The sequence below is a fragment of the Alloalcanivorax dieselolei B5 genome, assembly GCF_000300005.1.
Lineage (GTDB): Bacteria > Pseudomonadota > Gammaproteobacteria > Pseudomonadales > Alcanivoracaceae > Alloalcanivorax > Alloalcanivorax dieselolei.
Map to the genome: position 1 here is coordinate 4,878,437 of NC_018691.1, position 18,577 is coordinate 4,897,013.

The 18,577-nt window shown below is 57.9% G+C and carries 19 protein-coding genes; 7 read left to right on the top strand and 12 right to left on the bottom strand.

The window, feature by feature from the left end; all coding sequences use genetic code 11:
- Positions 1 to 427 precede the first annotated feature (427 nt).
- The 6 genes from B5T_RS21890 to B5T_RS21915 all read left to right on the top strand — a co-directional run bounded on the left by B5T_RS21890 (position 428) and on the right by B5T_RS21915 (position 5,576).
- Positions 428 to 1,576, top strand: a complete 1,149-nt coding sequence (locus B5T_RS21890) for an ABC transporter substrate-binding protein (protein WP_014996717.1) — start codon at positions 428 to 430, stop codon at positions 1,574 to 1,576.
- A gap of 57 nt (positions 1,577 to 1,633) precedes the next feature.
- Positions 1,634 to 2,506 carry a branched-chain amino acid ABC transporter permease gene (locus tag B5T_RS21895; RefSeq protein ID WP_014996718.1) on the top strand — a complete coding sequence of 291 codons (873 nt, stop codon included), beginning with the start codon at positions 1,634 to 1,636 and terminating at the stop codon, positions 2,504 to 2,506.
- Between the two features lie 2 nt (positions 2,507 to 2,508).
- Positions 2,509 to 3,540 carry a branched-chain amino acid ABC transporter permease gene (locus B5T_RS21900; RefSeq protein WP_041717177.1) on the top strand — a complete coding sequence of 344 codons (1,032 nt, stop codon included), beginning with the start codon at positions 2,509 to 2,511 and terminating at the stop codon, positions 3,538 to 3,540.
- Positions 3,537 to 4,340 (top strand): ABC transporter ATP-binding protein, encoded by an 804-nt coding sequence (locus tag B5T_RS21905; RefSeq protein WP_014996720.1) that lies wholly within the window; start codon positions 3,537 to 3,539, stop codon positions 4,338 to 4,340. Before B5T_RS21900 ends, B5T_RS21905 begins: the two co-directional genes overlap by 4 nt.
- The gene (locus B5T_RS21910; RefSeq protein ID WP_014996721.1) at positions 4,327 to 5,031 is read left to right on the top strand and encodes an ABC transporter ATP-binding protein; all 705 of its coding nucleotides are present in this window, start codon (positions 4,327 to 4,329) and stop codon (positions 5,029 to 5,031) included. The genes B5T_RS21905 and B5T_RS21910 overlap by 14 nt, the downstream gene beginning before the upstream one ends.
- A gap of 68 nt (positions 5,032 to 5,099) precedes the next feature.
- Entirely contained in the window at positions 5,100 to 5,576 is a 477-nt protein-coding gene (locus tag B5T_RS21915) for a cysteine hydrolase family protein (RefSeq protein WP_014996722.1), read from the top strand.
- Positions 5,577 to 5,606: 30 nt separating this feature from the next.
- Here the strand turns inward: B5T_RS21915 and B5T_RS21920 are convergent, their stop codons facing one another.
- Both B5T_RS21920 and B5T_RS21925 read right to left on the bottom strand, forming a co-directional pair.
- Positions 5,607 to 6,545 carry a PDR/VanB family oxidoreductase gene (locus B5T_RS21920; RefSeq protein WP_041717178.1) on the bottom strand — a complete coding sequence of 313 codons (939 nt, stop codon included), beginning with the start codon at positions 6,543 to 6,545 and terminating at the stop codon, positions 5,607 to 5,609.
- Positions 6,546 to 6,573: 28 nt separating this feature from the next.
- Positions 6,574 to 7,614 (bottom strand): aromatic ring-hydroxylating oxygenase subunit alpha, encoded by a 1,041-nt coding sequence (locus B5T_RS21925; RefSeq protein ID WP_014996724.1) that lies wholly within the window; start codon positions 7,612 to 7,614, stop codon positions 6,574 to 6,576.
- A gap of 411 nt (positions 7,615 to 8,025) precedes the next feature.
- Here B5T_RS21925 and B5T_RS21930 point away from each other — a divergent pair, with 411 nt between their 5' ends.
- A complete protein-coding gene (locus B5T_RS21930; protein WP_014996725.1) occupies positions 8,026 to 8,511 on the top strand; it encodes a MarR family winged helix-turn-helix transcriptional regulator in 486 nt (161 codons plus the stop codon).
- Between the two features lie 138 nt (positions 8,512 to 8,649).
- On the opposite strand, the gene glmS is transcribed toward B5T_RS21930, so the two are convergent.
- The 10 genes from glmS to atpB all read right to left on the bottom strand — a co-directional run bounded on the left by glmS (position 8,650) and on the right by atpB (position 18,570).
- Positions 8,650 to 10,479, bottom strand: a complete 1,830-nt coding sequence (gene glmS, locus B5T_RS21935; protein ID WP_041717180.1) for a glutamine--fructose-6-phosphate transaminase (isomerizing) — start codon at positions 10,477 to 10,479, stop codon at positions 8,650 to 8,652.
- A gap of 19 nt (positions 10,480 to 10,498) precedes the next feature.
- Positions 10,499 to 11,866 (bottom strand): bifunctional UDP-N-acetylglucosamine diphosphorylase/glucosamine-1-phosphate N-acetyltransferase GlmU, encoded by a 1,368-nt coding sequence (gene glmU, locus B5T_RS21940; protein ID WP_085942852.1) that lies wholly within the window; start codon positions 11,864 to 11,866, stop codon positions 10,499 to 10,501.
- A gap of 129 nt (positions 11,867 to 11,995) precedes the next feature.
- On the bottom strand, positions 11,996 to 12,421 hold the full coding sequence (locus B5T_RS21945) for a F0F1 ATP synthase subunit epsilon (protein WP_014996726.1): 426 nt from the start codon (positions 12,419 to 12,421) through the stop codon (positions 11,996 to 11,998).
- Between the two features lie 21 nt (positions 12,422 to 12,442).
- A complete protein-coding gene (atpD, locus tag B5T_RS21950; RefSeq protein WP_014996727.1) occupies positions 12,443 to 13,828 on the bottom strand; it encodes a F0F1 ATP synthase subunit beta in 1,386 nt (461 codons plus the stop codon).
- 59 nt (positions 13,829 to 13,887) lie between these two features.
- On the bottom strand, positions 13,888 to 14,748 hold the full coding sequence (gene atpG, locus B5T_RS21955; RefSeq protein ID WP_014996728.1) for a F0F1 ATP synthase subunit gamma: 861 nt from the start codon (positions 14,746 to 14,748) through the stop codon (positions 13,888 to 13,890).
- Positions 14,749 to 14,771: 23 nt separating this feature from the next.
- Complete coding sequence (gene atpA, locus B5T_RS21960; protein ID WP_014996729.1) at positions 14,772 to 16,316, bottom strand: F0F1 ATP synthase subunit alpha; 1,545 nt, start codon at positions 16,314 to 16,316, stop codon at positions 14,772 to 14,774.
- Positions 16,317 to 16,332: 16 nt separating this feature from the next.
- A complete protein-coding gene (locus B5T_RS21965; RefSeq protein WP_014996730.1) occupies positions 16,333 to 16,869 on the bottom strand; it encodes a F0F1 ATP synthase subunit delta in 537 nt (178 codons plus the stop codon).
- A 15-nt stretch (positions 16,870 to 16,884) separates the two neighbouring features.
- Positions 16,885 to 17,355, bottom strand: a complete 471-nt coding sequence (locus tag B5T_RS21970) for a F0F1 ATP synthase subunit B (RefSeq protein WP_014996731.1) — start codon at positions 17,353 to 17,355, stop codon at positions 16,885 to 16,887.
- A gap of 35 nt (positions 17,356 to 17,390) precedes the next feature.
- Positions 17,391 to 17,618 carry a F0F1 ATP synthase subunit C gene (gene atpE / locus B5T_RS21975; protein ID WP_014996732.1) on the bottom strand — a complete coding sequence of 76 codons (228 nt, stop codon included), beginning with the start codon at positions 17,616 to 17,618 and terminating at the stop codon, positions 17,391 to 17,393.
- Positions 17,619 to 17,661: 43 nt separating this feature from the next.
- Positions 17,662 to 18,570: a F0F1 ATP synthase subunit A gene (gene atpB / locus B5T_RS21980; RefSeq protein ID WP_014996733.1), complete on the bottom strand. Its 909-nt coding sequence runs from the start codon at positions 18,568 to 18,570 to the stop codon at positions 17,662 to 17,664.
- Positions 18,571 to 18,577: the final 7 nt, after the last annotated feature.

Here is an 18,577-nt window from a genome sequence, read left to right on the forward strand (position 1 = left end):
TATTCATGGGCTTACGATCCTCAATATTTATGTGGTATACCATTTAAATAAAGAAATAACAGATTCGTTTCAGACCCCTTCAGTGGGCCCGGCACCAACTCGGACCAGGGAATGTGCACCGACGGTGCGCGTTGCTTTGAAGAAGCGTCATTTTTTATCGCCATATAAATGGTATGCCACATACTGCCGCATTGTGGTGCGCAAGCCCATTTTCGGGACTGTCTCAGGCACTCTCCCAACATTATTCATGTGGCATACCACCTTTGTGTATACAAAATATAGTTAATAAAATCATAGGGTTAAACTCATAAGATCCCATCTTTACAGAGGATGGCACAGGACTTGCTGCCTCCTTTCCAGCATGCCAGCCACGGCTGGAACCCACATCATCATAGTGATAAATCCAATTGTATTTCAGGAGCGCTTTATGTCGATCAAACCGTTGTATGCGATGCTGCTCGGGGGAGCACTATTGGCATCTCAGGCGCAGGCCGATGACACCATCAAGATCGGTGTTTCACAGCCGTTAACCGGATCCGTGGCCGCTTCCGGGACCTACGTCACCAACGGCGCACGCCTGGCCGTGGAATACATCAACGGTGAAGGCGGCGTACTGGGCAAACCTCTGGAACTGATTGTTGAAGACAACAAATCCAATCCCAGAGAGGCGGTGAATACGGCGGAGAAACTGATCCTGCGCGATAAAGTGCCGGTCATGATGGGAGCCTGGGGTTCCACCTTCACCCTGGCGACGATGCCGAAGCTGGAGGAGTACGGCGTTCCCATGGTGGTGGAGACCGCTTCTTCGTCCAAGGTCACCACCGCTGGTAACCCCTGGGTTTTTCGTATCAGCCCGACCTCGATGATGGAGGCCCAGGCGTTCGCCAAACAGCTTTCCTCATTCACCCCCGCTATCAAGAAAGTGGATTTTCTGTCAGTGAACAACGACTGGGGGTTGGGCGCGGCCGGTGCCTTCAAAGAGGTACTGGAGAGCAAGGGGATTGAAGTAGGCCGCTCCGAAATCATCGCTCCGGATGCCACTGATTTGTCCGCGCAGCTGGCTGCCATCAAGAACAGCGGCAGCGACACCATTATCGTTACGTCAGGTGTGGAACAGCTGACTCTGGCGATTCGCCAGGCCGCCGAGCAAGGCATAAAACAAAGGCTGATCACCACCGGGGGCTCGTTTCCCGAACCTCTGGTGAAGAACCCGGGGCCCAAGGGATACGTCAGCACGCACCTGCTGTTCTTCTCACCCTGGACCGCGGATCAGGCTCTTCATCCGGAAATCGCCAGGACTTACATGGATGCCTGGGAAGCAAAGGGTTACCCGTTCCCGGGCCTGACCGAAGGCTTTCGCGGCTATGACGCCATTCTTACCATCGCGGAAGCCATTCGTGTGGCCGGCAAAGCCGAACCGGAGGCCATTCGTGAAGCGCTTTGGAAGGTCAAGCTGGCCGGCGTGAACGGCGACATCGCCTTCCACAAGGAAGGCCCTGAAGGCCGGGAAAGCGGCCAGAACACGCCCAATATCTACATCATTCAATTGCAAGACGGCGACGTTTCAGCGCTGTAACGGCACCCCCATCCCCTTTGCGCCGCGCAACGGGGATTGGGAGTCAGGGAGATTATTTTGGACCAGTTCCTCCAGCACCTCGTCAACGGCACGGTGCTCGGTGCCACCTATGCCCTGCTTGGCATCGGGCTCACGCTGATCTTCGGCATCATGAAAGTCGTGAACTTCGCCCATGGCGAGTTATACGCCTTCGGTGCCTATGTGGCCTACGCTCTGGTATCGCTGCTGCAGATGGATTATTTCGTGGCGCTTGTTCTGGCGGCGGGCCTGGGTCTGCTGTTGGGCGCGGCCATCGAATTCCTGCTGCTACGGCGTTGCCGTCTGGAGAACGTCGACGAAGTCATGCTGATCATGATTGGTGTCATGATCATTATGCAGAATGCCGAACTGCTGGCCTGGGGCGGGGTCGCCAAGGTGGTTCCCACGCCATTCCCGCAAGAGTCCATCATTGTCGGCGGCATTTACCTGTCACCAACACGATTGTTCGTTCTTGGCGCGGCCATCGTGCTGCTGTTGGCCTTCTATCTGGTGATTGAACGTTCCCGGTTGGGGCTGGCAATGCGATCCACCTTTCAGGATGAAGACGCGGCTCGTATCGTCGGCGTCAACGTGGGCCGGATCTACACGCTCACATTCGGTCTTGGATCGTCGCTTGCGGCAATCACCGGGGCACTGTTGGCGCCGGTTTTTGTAGTCACACCGACGATGGGAGACCTGGCCAGCCTGAAGGCCTTCGCCATCGTTATTCTTGGCGGTCTGGGCAACATACGTGGGGCTGCCCTCGGCGGCTTCGCTCTGGCACTGATTGAAGAGTTCGGGGCGGCTTACATTTCCACCGCTTATCGCGACGCGATCGGTTTCCTGGTGATTCTGGCCGTTATGGTTGCCCGCCCACAGGGGTTGTTCGCGGCCAAGGAAAGGGTGGGTTGATCATGCGGGGATTATCTTTTCTTATCATCGTGGTCGCACTGGCCTTGCTGCCGGTGCTGTGCCCCGATCCCTATTTGCTGTCAGTGGTGGCCGCCGCCGGAATCATGATCATCGCCGCCATCAGTCTGAACCTGTTGCTCGGCTTTACCGGCCAGCTCAGTCTCGGACATGCCGCTTTTTTTGGCATCGGCGCCTATACCAGTGCGTTGCTGTCCCTGGGCTTCGACGTCGATCTGGGCTTCTCATCGCCTCTGGTGGTGGAACCCAAACCGGTATGGGTGGCTTTTATCGGCGGCATCGTCATGGCGTCACTGTTTGGATGGCTGTTGGGCAAGGTCGCTTTTCGCGTACGCGGTGCCTACTTCGTGATCGTGACCATCAGTTTTGCTCAGGTCATGCGCATGGTGGCGTTGAACTGGGTGGATCTGACCGAAGGCCCCATGGCTCTGGTTTCCATTCCACCACTGAATCTCTGGGTTCCCGGCGAAGGCGTTGTCCGCCTGGTTAGCAAAGCATCAACGTACTGGCTGGTACTGGCCGCCGGTGTGCTGGCCTACGTGATCGTGGCCAATCTGGTGCGCAGCCGTATCGGCCGTGCCGCCATCGCGTTACGGGAAAACGAGGTACTGGCGAAGTCCATCGGTATTCCGGTGACCCGGTGCCTGATTGTCTTTTCGGTTCTCTCCGCCGGCATCGCTGGTGCCGCCGGCGGTCTCTACGCCCATACCGTGCGAATCATCGACCCGGACGTTTTCCTGTTCATCTACACCATCACCATGGTGATCATGGTGATCGCCGGCGGCAAAGGCACCCTGGCGGGTCCGGTGGTAGGTGGATTGATTTTCGGGCTGTTACCGGAAGTGCTCAGAGGGGTGGTGGCACCGGAAGTGCAATGGATAATCTACGGTGCCCTGATGATTCTGATTCTTCTGTTCATGCCCAAAGGCATCGTTCCCGCCTTCGGCGGATTATTGAAGCGCCGCAAGATTTCCGTGCGCCGTCGCCCCTCCGCCACCCAAGGAGCCAGCTCATGACTGTATCCGCGGCAGCACAGCCGGACACGTTGTTGTCCTTGTCCGGCATCAGCCTGCGCATTGCTGGCCTGCAGATTCTCAGCGACGTGGACCTCCGGGTGGAGCCCGGCCGGATCGTCAGTCTGATCGGTCCCAATGGTGCCGGCAAAACCACGGCGTTCAATATTATCTCCGGCTATATGCGTCCCAGTGCCGGTTCAGTGCATTTTCTCGGGCAAGACATTACCGGCAAGCAACCCCATGAGATAGCCGAACTGGGTTTGGTTCGCAGTTTCCAGAGGACCAATATCTTCGGTAACTGCACCGTGTTCGAAAACCTGCTTACCGCTTTCCACATGCAAGGCCGTAGCGGGCTCTTCGGCGCCATATTCAGGCTGCCCGCCTTCCAGCGGGAGGAGCAGGCGCTGAAGACACGTACACGGGAGATGCTTGGTTTTCTGGAACTGGAGCATCGCGCTGATGATCTTGCTGCCAATCTGTCCTATGGCGAACAACGTCTGCTCGGCGTCGGCATCGCCCTGGCGGCCCGCCCCAAACTGCTGTTGCTGGATGAACCCGCCGCGGGGTTGAACCCATCGGAAACCGAAGACTTCAAGCAGATGGTGCGGCGGGTGGCCGACAGCGGCATCACCATTCTCCTGGTGGAACATGACATGCACATGGTGATGTCGATCTCTGATTACATCATGGTATTGAACCAGGGACACCGCATCGCCGACGGCGGCCCCGCCGACATTCAAAACGACCCGGAGGTGATTCGGGCTTATCTGGGATCAGGATTGCAACGTGCTAAAGCTTGATGACATTACCGTTCACTATGGCGCCACCGTGGCGGTGGATAAGGTGTCGCTGGAAGTTAATGCAGGTGAGTTCGTCACCCTCATTGGTTCCAACGGCGCCGGCAAGTCCAGCACGCTCAGGGCCATCAGCGGCCTGGAACCCGTGGTCTCCGGCACCATCACTTTTGAAGGAAAGCCCATTACCAACACCAGACCACAGCGCATTATCGAACATGGTATTGCCCATTGCCCGGAAGGGCGTCGCGTCTTTTCCCAGTTGAACGTGCGCGAAAACCTGGAGATGGGTGCTTATTGTCGCAGCGACCATGCCGACATCCGCGATGATCTGGAGTCCATGCTGGATCGTTTTCCGCGGCTACGGGAACGTATCGAACAACCCGCGGGTACCCTTTCCGGCGGAGAACAGCAAATGCTGGCCATCGCGCGGGCGCTGATGTCCCGCCCGCGACTGGTCATGTTCGACGAGCCGTCCCTGGGCCTGGCGCCCAACTTCGTTGAGCAGGTTTTCGAATTGACCGCCGAAATCCGCGCTGGCGGCACCACCGTGCTGATGGTGGAACAGAACGCCTACGCCGCGCTGGAGCTGTGTGATCGATCCTATCTTCTGGAGACCGGCCGAGTGGTACTGCAGGGCACCGCCCGGGAGATGCGGGATAACCCGGATATTCGCAAAGCTTATCTGGGCGGATGATACACCGGTGGTCAGCCCGCGCCGCCGGCGGCTAGACTGAATCGTTCTATCAGTCTGGAGATGACGGTATGCGGCAGGCTCTGTTGATCGTCGATGTGCAACCCTCCTTTTCACCGCCGGCCTGGCTATCCCGGACCATTGGCCTATTACTTGGCCACATGCCGACGGTAGCGACCGTGGAGTGTCATGACGAAGCCATTACGCCCTTTCAGGCGCAATTGGGTTGGCGACCGCCGGAACATGAGCGGAGTCTGATCGCGGCCGACCGACAGTTTGTTAAGTACGGCTACCGTCCCACCGACGAGGTACTGGATCATCTCCGCCAACTGTCTCCGGAAAGGGTTCTGGTGTGCGGCATCCAGACCGAGACCTGCGTACTCGCCGCCGGCTTCGCGCTGTTTGATCTGGGACTGCGCCCGACCCTGGTCACGGATTTGACCGTGGGCTCATCACTGGATCCCTCCGGCGCGCTCGGCATTCGGCTTTGGCGGCATCACTTCGGGCACACCACCACATTGGCGGAGGTACTCGCGACAAGCACCTGAAAGCGACCGTGCGGAGAATCCGGGGAAGGATCAGATATCCAGCACCAAATTGGCCGACTGGCTTGAAGAGCAGCAGATGATCATGGTGCCGCGGCGATCATGCTCTTCCGCCGAACATACCGTGTCCCGATGATCCGGGCGCCCTTCCAGCACTTTCACTTCGCAAGCCCCGCAAAGCCCTTGTTCACAGGAGTACATAACGTCGGCGCCGGCATCGCGCAGGGCGTCCAGAATGGTTTGCCCCGGAGCCACTTGCACCTGCGCACCGGAGCGCGCCAAGGTCACCTCGAACGCATCATTCGACGGGGCCGCCGCGGGGGCGGCCTGGAAGCGCTCCATATGGATGCGGCGCGCCGCGTTCAGCTCCTCTCCCAGTCGCTCCAGATGATCGAGCATACCCTGGGGGCCACAACAATAGATCTCGGTTTGCCTGGATACTTCCCTGACTACAGCGGCGAATTGCCCGGCGCTTTCCTCTGCAGAGGCGGCATAATGCACCGTGACGTCGCTGCGATCGCTCAACGCCTCCAGGAACAGTCCGTGTTTTTCAGAACGGCACCAGTAGTGCAGATGCACGGGCCGACCGCTGGCACGGACATGCTCGTACATGGAATAGATAGGGGTAATGCCGATCCCCCCCGCCAACAGCAACACCGGCGAGGTGCCCGGTGCCACTTCGAACTGGTTGCGAGGCGGGCTCAGATCAAACATCTGCCCTACCCGGGCGCTGTCGTGCAACCAGCGAGAGCCGCCCCGGCCGTGCTCTTCCCGCTTTACCGCGATAACGTAGCGCCGCTGCGAACACAGCGGTGTTATCAGTGAGTATTGCCGTAGCCCCCCACCCGGCAAGCCAATATCCACATGCGCACCGGCGGACACCGGCGGAAAAGCCGCTGGTGTAATCGCCTCGAATTCATAGAAGATGATCTCTTCAGCACCGTAGCGAATGGTATCCAAACGAACCGACAAGGTCCCAGTATCTTGAGAAACACGGGTATCAGACCGTGCCATACTGGACTCCCATCTTCTGCAGCCAGGAACGATACTTCATGCCGAGCAGGTCGGTACGGTGGTGGAGTTCCTGACGCAGATCGGTGGGGATGCGCTCCGGACGCTGCGTGTCGACAATGTCGCTGTCCTGCGCGTAAACCAGATCCTGGCGTTGACGCACTTCATCATCCGTCGGCATGGGGTTGAAGTTCATGGCGCAGCAAATCCGGACGATGCTTTCTGTCTCGCTCACCTGTTGAGCGGTCAGATAAGTGCAGAAGCGATCATTGGGGTTCCCTTCATGGGCACGGTCCGGATCCGTGATCAGGACGCGCTTTTTAAAATAAGCCACCAATGGACGCAAACATTTGTAGGCGTAGAAAGCGGTTACCGGCACATTACGCGGATCCCCATAAGGCTGGGTCACTTGCACTTCGGAAGAGGCCAGAGCACCGTTTTCCTCCCAGACGTCGTAAGCCCCGATCGGATCCGGATCATCCATCAGACCATTCACGCCCGCGTGCACGAAGGGAAAATGGGTGGGGTCAATAAAGTTTTCCACCGCCCTGTAGCCGGATTTGAAGCGATAGGGTCCACACACCACCTTCTTGTAGCTGTCATCATTCCACTCGGGGAAATCCGGAATATCGTGCTCCGGCTCCCCCAGGCTGGTCCAAATGAAGCCGTAGGCTTCCTGGACGTGATGACTGATGGCCTTGGCCTTTTTCATCGGTGTTTCCCCCGGGGAAGCAGGGATCAACCGGCACTGTGCCGTGCCATCGTAGTTCCAGCCATGATAGGGACACACGACCCGGTCACTGGCGATAAACCCTTTGGAAAGTCGCGCCCCCCGGTGGATGCACAGATCTTCCCAGACATGGGCCTGACCACCGGAATCACGCCAGATCACCAGATCCCGCTCGAACAGGGTGGAGGGTATCAGTTTGCCTTCCGTTACTTCGTCGGAAGCGGCCACCACGTGCCAATCATTCAACAACGCGGGCTCCAGGGTAAAGTCCTGCTGGTTGAGCTGTTCTCTGCAGTTCATCGGTATCTTCCTCGATTACAGCGGCCGGAATAGTACCTTTGAAAAGCAAGTTGTATGCCATCCTTTTGCCAGTCATCTCTGACCTTGCCAGACTTCTCCCGCATTAATCTAAGTCGATGATTTTCTTGGTTATATTAGATGGATATCGAACTCGTATGGCGGCCATGAAAGTGCGAGCCCGGAGACCAGGTGTGCCACGGGGCAAGGCATTTTTATGTGGTATGCCTCTCAATTGAGCATGACAGGACGATCGTTATCCGCCCCTTCTGACCTTTCTCCCGTCACTCGGTGAACCCTGGTTGACAAGCCGAAGGGCGCTGGTCTTTACTTCTTCTTATTCTCACCAGATATTTCTCCACATTTTTTATGGGCAATTCCTCTAAGACATCCAGGAAAGCGGCCGCCACTCAAGTGGCCACCGCGATCGAACGTTCCGCCCTGCTTGGCCGTCCGGGTTTCCTGATTCGCCGTTTGCACCAGATCCACTGCGGGCTGTTCCTGGACGAAACCCGGGAGCACAACATCACCCCGGTTCAATACAGCCTGATGACCACGTTAAGCACTCATGGAGAGATGGATCAGAATAGCTTGGCCCACGAAATCGGCCTGGAGCGCACCAGTGTGGCGGAGGTGATTCCCCGTTTGGAAGCCCGAGGCTTGCTTAAACGCCGACAGAGCGACGAAGACCGCCGCTTCAAGCTGGTAAAGCTAAGCCGTAAAGGGGTTTATTTGCTGAAGAAGATGGAGGCCGCCGTACAACGGGCCCACGATCGTACTATCGAGGCGATCCCGAAAGATCAGCGTGATGTCTTCATGTTGCAGTTGATCAGACTGGTGGAAGCCAACAACGAAAATGGCAGCGCGCCCTTCCGATTGAACAAGGACGGCGACGGATAACCGCGCCTTCGATACGGTATGCTACGAAGCCGCTGTAGGAGCTTGCCCTGCAAGCGAATTCCTGAAACGAGGCCCAATTCGCTTGCAGGGCAAGCTCCTACAGCGGCCTTGTAGCTACCTCCGAATCCCGCTTCCGACTTACTCCACCGTCACCGATTTCGCCAGATTGCGAGGCTGGTCCACATCGGTACCACGCAGTACCGCCACATGATAGCTGAGCAGTTGTAACGGCACGGTATAGACGATGGGAGCAATGATTTCCGGCACCGCCGGTAGATTCAGCACATGAATCCCCTCACCGTCCTTCACATGGGCGTTCTTGTCGGCGAACAGGTACAGCTCACCGCCGCGGGCGCGCACTTCCTGCAAGTTGGATTTCAGTTTCTCCAACAGTTCGTCGTTGGGCGCCACCGCCACCACCGGCATGTCTTTGTCCACCAACGCCAGAGGACCATGCTTCAGCTCACCGGCCGGGTAGGCTTCGGCATGGATGTAGGAAATCTCCTTTAGTTTGAGTGCCCCTTCCATGGCCACGGGGAACTGGACACCGCGTCCCAGAAACAGGGTGTGATGTTTTTCCACGAAGGCCCGGGAGAGCTGCTCGATCGGCTTGTCCAGAGAGGTGGCTTGTTCGATCAGGTTCGGCAATTGGCGCAGTTCGTTGAGAATACTCTCGATCTTCTCGTCCGCCATGCCTTTACGCCGGCCCAGTGCCATTACCAGCATCAACAAGGCGGTCAGCTGGGTGGTGAACGCCTTGGTGGAAGCCACACCGATTTCCGGACCGGCCTTGGTCAGGAACACCAATTCGGATTCGCGCACCAGAGAAGAGCCGTCCACGTTACAGATCGCCAGACGACCCACATAGTTGCTGGAGTCGGTATCACGCAAAGCCGCCAGGGTATCGGCGGTTTCCCCACTCTGGGAGATGGTGACGAACAGCGTGCCTTCCGGCACCACGTGCTGGCGATAACGGAATTCACTGGCCACTTCCACCTGGCAGGGGATGCCGGCGAGCGCTTCCAGCCAGTAACGAGCTACCATGCCGGCATGGTAGCTGGTACCGCAGGCAACGATCTGCACGGTACGCACCTGATCGAAAATCGCCGTCGCCCGCTCTCCAAAAGCGTCGCTCACGCTTTGCGGCGAGTCGATGCGGTCTTCCAGGGTGCGCTGGATGGCGGCCGGCTGCTCGAAGATTTCCTTCTGCATGTAATGGCGGTACTCGCCTTTTTCCGCATCCTCATGGGCGCCGTCCAGCTCATGCACTTCGCGGTTCACTTCATTGCCGTCCGCGTCGAAGATACGCACACCTTCGAGCGTCACGTCCACCATGTCCCCTTCACCCAGGAATACGAAGCGGTTGGTCACCGGCAACAGCGCCAGTTGATCGGATGCCACGTAGTTTTCATCGATACCCAAACCCACCACTAACGGAGAGCCGGAGCGGACCGCCACCAGACGATGGGGCTCCCGCGCATGGATCACGCCCAGGGCATAGGCGCCGCGCAGCCGTTTGACCACGCTCTGCAAGGCGCGGAACAGATCACCGGTTTCCGCCATGGCGCGATGGACCAGATGCACCACCACCTCGGTGTCGGTCTCGGAAGCAAACTGATAGCCTTCGCTTTCCAGTTCCTCGCGCAATTCCTGGAAGTTCTCGATGATGCCGTTATGTACCAGAGCCAGTTCCTCACCGGACAGGTGCGGGTGGGCATTTTTTTCCGATGGGCGACCATGAGTAGCCCAACGGGTGTGTGCGATACCGGTGAAGCCGGTGGCACCGGTTTCACGGACCGCCTGTTCCAAGCCGGCCACTTTTCCCTGGCGGCGCACGCGCTGCAGGCCCTGATCATTGATCAAGGCCACACCGGCACTGTCGTAACCCCGGTATTCCAGGCGTTTCAGGCCGGTGATCAAAATATTGCTGACGTTGCGCTGAGCCACAGCCCCGACGATTCCGCACATAACGGTCTTTCTCCTTGCTTCACTGATCCTGTTTTTTTACAGGACGCTGCCAATCCATAATGTTGCGCTGTTTACCACGCGCCACTGCCAGAGCGTTGTCTTCCACATCCCGGGTAATGGTGCTGCCCGCGCCGATGGTGGCATTCTCACCAATGGTGACCGGTGCGACCAGTGAAGAATTGGAACCGATGAAAGCGCCATCCTTCATGATCGTTTGGTATTTGTTAACGCCATCATAATTACAGGTGATGGTACCCGCGCCGACATTCACACCCTTGCCGATCCGGCTGTCGCCGATGTAGGTCAGGTGATTTACCTTCGACCCCTCGCCGATGGTCGCTTTCTTGGTCTCCACGAAATTGCCGACCTTCGCTTTGGCCGCCAGCTCCGTGCCTGGACGCAGACGGGCAAACGGCCCCACCTGGCAATGCTCGCCCACACGGGCACCGTCGATGACAGAGTTGGCGTCAACCACGGTGTGAGCGCCGAGATAGGCATCCCGAATCAAGCAATTGGGGCCGATACGCACGCCGGACTCGATGGTAACCTTGCCCTCCAGGACCACGTTGACGTCCATCATTACGTCACCGGCGACCTGCACATCGCCACGCACATCAAGACGGGCCGGATCCATCAGCGTGACGCCGGCGCGCATCAACGCTTCGGCCTGATTCCGTTGATAGAGCCGTTCCAGCCGTGCCAGTTGCACGCGATCATTGACGCCGTCCACTTCCCACGGAAAAGCGGGATGGGCGGCTTCCACCGTCATTCCCTTTTCCACCGCCATGGCGATCAGGTCGGTCAGGTAATACTCGCCCTGGGCGTTGTTGTTGGACAGCGCCGGCAGACTTTCCGCCAGAAACCCACGGGTACAGGCGAGGATACCGGTGTTGATCTCCGGGATGCGTTTTTCGTCTTCGCTGGCGTCTTTTTGCTCAACAATGCGCTGCACCTTACCGTCCTCACCACGAACAACACGCCCGTAGCCGGAAGGGTCATCCATGGTCAGAGTCATCAGTGCCAGGGTCTGCTCATTCACCCGGGCCACGAACTCCCGCAGGGTTTCCGGCCGGATCAGCGGAACGTCGCCGTAAAGGACCAGCACCACATCCTCTTCCAGATAAGGCAGTGCCTGGGCCACCGCGTGGCCGGTGCCGAGCTGTTCGGCCTGTTCCGCCCAGCGCAGGTTGCTCCCCCGCACCGCTTCGCGCACCTTCTCGCCACCGTGGCCATACACCACCACGGTATTCAGCGGGTCAAGCGCCGCCGCCGCGTCGATAACATGCTGCACCATCGGCCGCCCGGCAATGCCGTGAAGCACTTTGGGGAGGGCGGACTTCATGCGGGTTCCTTTACCCGCGGCAAGGATCACTACCGCTAGGTTCATGTCTGTTCCGGGCTCCATAACGGGGTCGAAAGGGTGTTTATCCTATCCCTCGACCATTGCAAATAAAAAAAGGGCGGCACAAGGCCACCCTTTTTTACATCTCTTTGAAAATGGTGCCAACACAGAGCGTTAGCGCTTCGCCATTTTCTTGATCTGCTCAATGGTCCGCAGGCGGGCGGAGGCCTCCGCCAGAACAGCGGCGGCACGCGTGTAATCCATATCCGAGCTCTTGCCTTCCAGCGCTTCCTTGGCTCGTTGTCTGGCTTGTTCCGCCTGGGCACCGTCCATATCCTGGGCGCGCTCGGCGGTGTCGGCCAGCACCGTCACCAGTTTCGGCTGGACTTCCAGGAAGCCACCGGATACGTAAAACACTTCTTCTTCACCGTTCTGCAGCTTCACTCGTACCGGACCTGGCTTGAGGCGGGTCAGCAACGGTGCGTGGCCGGGCAGAACACCCAGATCACCTTCGACACCAGCCGCTACCACCATCTCCACCAGACCGGAGAAGAGTTGCTTTTCGGCACTCACAATATCGCAATGCACGGTCATCGCCATTTCGGTTCCTCCCCGTGCAGGTTACTTGCCACCGCGTTTGTTGTAAGCCTCTACAACTTCATCGATGGACCCCTTCATGTAGAAGTCCTGCTCGGGGATATGGTCATAGTCGCCTTTCAGGATACCGGTAAAGGAGCGAATAGTATCCTTCAGGGACACATATTTACCCGGAGAACCGGTAAATACTTCCGCTACGAAGAACGGCTGAGACAGAAAGCGCTCGATCTTACGGGCCCGGGCCACGGTGAGCTTGTCTTCCTCGGACAGTTCGTCCATCCCGAGAATGGCAATGATGTCCTTGAGCTCCTTGTAGCGCTGCAGAACAGTCTGCACGCCACGGGCGGCTTCGTAGTGCTCGTGACCAATCACCAGCGGATCCAACTGACGGGAGGTGGAATCCAGCGGGTCGATCGCCGGGTAAATACCCTTGGAAGCGATGTCACGGCTAAGTACCACGGTGGCGTCCAAGTGGGCGAAGGTGGTGGCCGGAGACGGGTCGGTCAAGTCATCCGCGGGTACGTATACCGCCTGCACGGAGGTAATGGAGCCGGTCTTGGTGGAAGTGATCCGTTCCTGCAGAACGCCCATCTCTTCCGCCAGCGTCGGCTGGTAGCCCACCGCGGAGGGCATCCGGCCCAGCAGTGCGGACACCTCGGTACCGGCCAGGGTGTAACGGTAGATGTTGTCGACGAAGAACAACACGTCACGGCCTTCGTCCCGGAACTTCTCGGCCATGGTCAGACCGGTCAGCGCCACACGCAGACGGTTACCCGGCGGCTCGTTCATCTGACCGTAAACCAGGGATACTTTGTCGAGAACGTTGGAGTCCTTCATTTCGTGGTAGAAGTCGTTACCTTCACGGGTACGCTCCCCCACACCGGCGAACACGGAAAAACCGGAGTGCTCGATCGCGATGTTCCGGATCAACTCCATCATGTTCACGGTCTTGCCCACGCCGGCGCCACCGAACAGGCCGACCTTACCGCCTTTGGCGAAGGGGCAAACCAGGTCGATAACCTTGATACCGGTTTCCAGCAGTTCGTTGGTGGCTGCCTGATCCGCATAAGTAGGTGCTTTACGGTGAATGGGCATACGCTCCTCTTCACCGATCGGGCCGGCCTCGTCGATGGGGCGTCCCAGCACGTCCATGATCCGGCCCAGGGTCTTGGTGCCGACCGGAACCTGAATCGCTTCTCCGGTATCGGTCACGGGCAGACCCCGCTTCAGACCTTCGGTGGAGCCCATGGCGATGGAGCGCACCACACCGTCGCCCAACTGCTGTTGAACTTCCAGCGTGGTTTCGGTGCCGTCCACGGTAAGCGCGTCATACACCTTGGGTACATTATCGCGCGGAAATTCGACGTCGATCACAGCACCGATGATCTGAACAATACGACCGCTACTCATGCTTGCATCCTCTTAAACTTGCGTTTTTCGCCGCGTTTACCGGTATTGTCGCCAACCCGTCAGACCGCGGCGGCACCACCAACGATTTCGGAAATTTCCTGCGTAATGGCTGCCTGGCGCGCCTTGTTGTACACCAGTTGCAGATCACGAATGATGTCACCGGCGTTATCACTGGCCGCCTTCATCGCCACCATCCGCGCCGCCTGTTCGCAGGCATTGTTCTCTACCACACCCTGGTATACCTGGGACTCGATGAACCGCACCAGCAGCTCATCAAGCAGCTCCTTGGGCGCCGGCTCGTAGATGTAGTCCCAATGGCGTTTGAGCTCTTCATCCTCGCCCTGCTCCAGCGGCAGCAACTGGATCTGCTTGGCCTGCTGCGTCATGGTGTTCACGAATTCGTTGTACACAATGTACAGACGGTCGATCTCACCTGACTCATAGGCCTCCAGCATGACCTTGATGGAGCCCACCAGGTCGTCCAGGTGCGGCGTATCGCCAAGACCGTTGACGGTGGCTTGCACGTCACCGCCCATGCTCTTGAAGAAACTGATGCCCTTGGAACCCACCAGGCAATAGCTTACCTTGGCACCCTGCTCCTGCCATTCACGAGCGCCCTGCACCACATTCTTGAGCAGGTTCACGTTCAGGCCACCGCACAGACCCCGATCGGAAGTCACCACGATGTAGCCCACGCTCTTCACTTCCCGCTCTTGCAGGTAGGAGTGCCGGTATTCCAGATCAGCGTTGGCAAGATGCGCCACCACCTGACGAATGCGGGTGGCGTAGGGCTTGCTGGCAGCCATGCGGTCCTGCGCCTTGCGCATTTTGCTGGCCGCCACCATCTCCATCGCACGGGTGATCTTCTTCGTGCTCTGGACGCTAGAGATCTTGCCTTTGATCTCTTTACCGCTAGCCATAGGACTAATCCTTTTTTAGCGAATTACCAGGTTTGGGTGGCCTTGAACTGTTCGATGCCTTCTTTGATGCCGGCTTCGATTTCGTCGTTGTAATCACCCTTCTCGTTGATTTTATCCATCAACGCTTTCTGTTCGCTGTTCATGTAGTCCAGCAGAGCCGCTTCAAAGGCGCCGATTTTGTCGACTTCCATACCGTTCAGGTAACCTTCGTTGGCGGCGTACAGCACCACGCCCATTTCGGCGATTTGCATCGGGCTGTACTGGTTCTGTTTCATCAGCTCGGTAACCGCCTGACCATGCTCCAACTGCTCACGAGTAGAGTCATCCAGGTCGGAAGCGAACTGGGCGAAAGCCGCCAGTTCACGATACTGAGCCAGCGCCAGACGGATACCGCCGCCCAGCTTCTTGATGATCTTGGTCTGGGCCGCGCCACCCACACGGGATACGGACACACCCGCGTTCATCGCCGGACGAATACCGGAGTTGAACAGGTCGGTTTCCAGGAAGATCTGACCGTCGGTAATGGAGATCACGTTGGTCGGTACGAACGCGGAAACGTCACCACCCTGGGTTTCGATGATCGGCAGCGCGGTCAGGGAACCGGTTTTGCCTTTCACTTCACCGTTGGTGAACTGCTCAACGTATTCTTCGTTTACCTTGGCGGCGCGCTCCAGCAGACGGGAGTGCAGGTAGAACACGTCACCAGGATAAGCTTCACGACCCGGCGGACGACGCAGCAGCAGGGAAATCTGACGATAGGCCCAGGCTTGCTTGGTCAGGTCATCATAAACGATCAGTGCATCTTCACCGCGATCACGGAAGTACTCGCCCATGGTGCAACCGGCAAATGCCGCCAGGAACTGCATGGAGGCCGGATCGGAGGCGGAAGCCGCAACGATGATGGTGTTGTCCATGGCACCATGCTCTTCCAGCTTGCGCACCACGTTAGCAATGGTGGACTGCTTCTGGCCGATGGCGACGTAGACACACTTAATGCCGGAGTCTCTCTGGTTGATGATGGCATCAACCGCTACCGCCGTCTTACCGATCTGACGGTCACCGATGATCAGCTCACGCTGACCACGGCCGATCGGCACCATGGCGTCGATGGACTTGTAACCGGTCTGGACAGGCTCGTTCACCTCACGACGCCAGATAACGCCGGGCGCTACCTTTTCGACCGCGTCGGTCTGCTTGGCGTCGATCGGGCCTTTGCCGTCGATGGGGTTACCCAGGGCGTCTACTACACGACCCAGCAGTTCCGGGCCGGTGGGCACTTCCAGAATACGGCCGGTACAACGTACCTTTTGACCTTCGGCCAGACCCAGGTAATCACCCAGGACCACGGCACCGACAGAGTCCTGCTCAAGGTTAAGGGCCATGCCGTAGATGCCGCCTTCAAACTCGATCATCTCACCGAACATCACGTCGGCCAGACCATGAATGCGCACAATACCATCGGATACGGATACCACCGTACCTTCGTTGCGTGCCTCGGTGGAGGTATCAAGTTTTTCAATGCGGGACTTGATAATCTCGCTGATTTCGGACGGGTTGAGTTGCTGCATCTCTAGTCCCTCAAACTCAAGAGTTCAGTTGCTCTGCCAGACGGTTCAGTCGGCCACGCACACTGCCATCAATTACGGTATCACCGGCTCGAACCAGCACGCCGCCGATCAGGGCGGGGTCCACGGAAGTGCTGATTTTCACTTCGCCGCCGAGACGTCTTTTCAGAGCATCGACCAGTCGGCTGATATCGGCGTCTTCCATCTCGTAAGCGGAGATGAGTTCCACATCCGTGAACGCTTGCTGTTCGGCCAGCAGTTCGTGGAATAACGCCAAAATCAGCGGCAGAAGCGACAGGCGCTTGTAGCGCGCCAGTTGGGCAATGAAATTACGGCCGCTCTCGTCCAACACATCGCCGCAAACCTGGGCAAAAGCGTCGACTTTAGCGGCGTCGTCCAGTTGGGGCCGATCCAGAAAGGCGTGCATGGTGGCGTCCCGCGCCACAGCCGCCATCGTGGTCAGCATCTGTTCCCACTTGTCCAGGGCCCCTGCTTCCTTAGCGTACAAAAAAGCCGCTTTGGCGTAGGGGCGTGCGATGGTGGTCAATTCAGCCATGGGTTACCCGTTTACTCAGAGTTCAGCCGCCAACTGGTCCAGAAGCTGCTTGTGAGTGTCGCGGTTGATTTCGCCGCCGAGTACTTTCTCGGCACCGCTCAACGTCAGTGCGGACACTTCCTTACGCAGCTGCTCACGAGCCTGATTGACTTCCTGTTCAATCTCGGACTGGGCTTTGGCAATCAGACGCTCACCTTCGGTGCGGGCCTGATCTTTTGCCTCATCCACAATCTGATTTGCTCGGCGGTTGGCCTGCTCAATGATTTCGGCCGCTTTCTCTTTTGCTTCCTTGAGATTAGCCGTCGCTTTTTCCTGGGCCAATTCCAGATCACGCTCAGCGCGATCAGCGGCACTCAGGCCTTCGGCGATCTTCTGTTTTCGTTCTTCCAGCGCCCGCGAAATGGGCGGCCAGACGAACTTCATGCAGAAGGCGACGAACAGAGCGAACCAGATGGCCTGGCCGATCAGTGTCAGGTTGATATTCATTGCGCCTCCTTAAATCGGGTGCGGCAGCAATCGATTTAGGCCGCAAACATCAGATACATACCCAGTACCACAGCGATAATCGGCACGGCGTCCAACAGACCTGCGATGATGAACATGCGGGTTTGCAGCATCGGACCCAGCTCGGGTTGACGCGCAACGGATTCCAGGAACCGACCGCCCATCAGACCAAAGCCGATACCGGCGCCCAGTGCGGCCAGACCAGCCATGATGCCAGCAGCGAGAAGGTTGATATCTTCCATCATTACACTCCCGTTAAGTGCTTTTCAGTTAAGGTAAAAACAGTGCTTAGTGCTCTTCAGTCGCCATGCTCAGATAAACGATGGTCAACACCATGAAGATGAAGGCCTGCAGCGTGATAACCAGAATATGGAACACCGCCCAGGGCCAGGCACCCACCGCCTGCCAGGTACCCAGCATCGCGGCGGCAAGAATAAAGACGAACTCACCAGCGTACATGTTGCCGAACAGCCGCATGCCCAGAGAGACCGGTTTGGCCAGCAGGGATACCGTTTCCAATACCAGGTTGATCGGAATCAGAATCACCATGGCCAGCTTGTTCGGAGCGTTGAAGGGCTGCAGGGCCAATTCACCGATGAAACCACCGATGCCCTTCGACCTCAGGCTGTAGAAAATAATCAGGAAGAACACCGTGATCGACATGGACAGAGTGATGTTCGGGTCCGTGGTCGGCACGATCTTGAAGTAGGCTTGATGCGCGTCCCAACCGGCGAAGGTCACCATGACCCATTCGAAGGTCTTGGGAACAAAATCCACCGGAATCAGGTCCATCAGGTTCATCAGGAAGACCCAGCAGAAGATCACCAGGGACAGCGGGGCGATCAATTTGCTCTTGCCGTGGAACGAGTCACGCACCTGGGTGTCGATGAACCCGATGATGACTTCGACGAAGTTCATGAAGCCGGACGGTACGCCGGCGCTGGCTTTGCGGGCGCCCAGCCAGAACAGGAAACACATCAGAATGCCGAGACCGCCAGACCAGGCCAGCGAATCCACGTGGAACGCCATGAAGCCCATATCAACGGCTTCCTGGCCATTACAAGCGAAGGTCCAGGTGGATTCGGTCAGCGTTTGCTCATGACCATGGCAGGTACGTTCGTATCCGGCGGGCAATTGGCCATAGGTGAGGTTGCCCAAATGGTGCTTGATATACTCGCCGGTGGAGCTCGCTGCCATATCGATA

Bases quoted from the DNA above. Each gene is read 5' to 3' on its own strand.
- B5T_RS21945 (WP_014996726.1), bottom strand. From the start codon at position 12,421: ATGGCGATGACCGTGCATTGCGATATTGTGAGTGCCGAAAAGCAACTC.
- B5T_RS21965 (WP_014996730.1), bottom strand. From the start codon at position 16,869: ATGGCTGAATTGACCACCATCGCACGCCCCTACGCCAAAGCGGCTTTT.
- glmU (WP_085942852.1), bottom strand. From the start codon at position 11,866: ATGAACCTAGCGGTAGTGATCCTTGCCGCGGGTAAAGGAACCCGCATG.
- B5T_RS21905 (WP_014996720.1), top strand. From the start codon at position 3,537: ATGACTGTATCCGCGGCAGCACAGCCGGACACGTTGTTGTCCTTGTCC.
- atpE (WP_014996732.1), bottom strand. From the start codon at position 17,618: ATGATGGAAGATATCAACCTTCTCGCTGCTGGCATCATGGCTGGTCTG.
- atpA (WP_014996729.1), bottom strand. From the start codon at position 16,316: ATGCAGCAACTCAACCCGTCCGAAATCAGCGAGATTATCAAGTCCCGC.
- atpG (WP_014996728.1), bottom strand. From the start codon at position 14,748: ATGGCTAGCGGTAAAGAGATCAAAGGCAAGATCTCTAGCGTCCAGAGC.
- glmS (WP_041717180.1), bottom strand. From the start codon at position 10,479: ATGTGCGGAATCGTCGGGGCTGTGGCTCAGCGCAACGTCAGCAATATT.
- B5T_RS21970 (WP_014996731.1), bottom strand. From the start codon at position 17,355: ATGAATATCAACCTGACACTGATCGGCCAGGCCATCTGGTTCGCTCTG.
- B5T_RS21900 (WP_041717177.1), top strand. From the start codon at position 2,509: ATGCGGGGATTATCTTTTCTTATCATCGTGGTCGCACTGGCCTTGCTG.
- B5T_RS21925 (WP_014996724.1), bottom strand. From the start codon at position 7,614: ATGAACTGCAGAGAACAGCTCAACCAGCAGGACTTTACCCTGGAGCCC.
- atpD (WP_014996727.1), bottom strand. From the start codon at position 13,828: ATGAGTAGCGGTCGTATTGTTCAGATCATCGGTGCTGTGATCGACGTC.
- B5T_RS21890 (WP_014996717.1), top strand. From the start codon at position 428: ATGTCGATCAAACCGTTGTATGCGATGCTGCTCGGGGGAGCACTATTG.
- B5T_RS21915 (WP_014996722.1), top strand. From the start codon at position 5,100: ATGCGGCAGGCTCTGTTGATCGTCGATGTGCAACCCTCCTTTTCACCG.
- atpB (WP_014996733.1), bottom strand. From the start codon at position 18,570: ATGGCAGCGAGCTCCACCGGCGAGTATATCAAGCACCATTTGGGCAAC.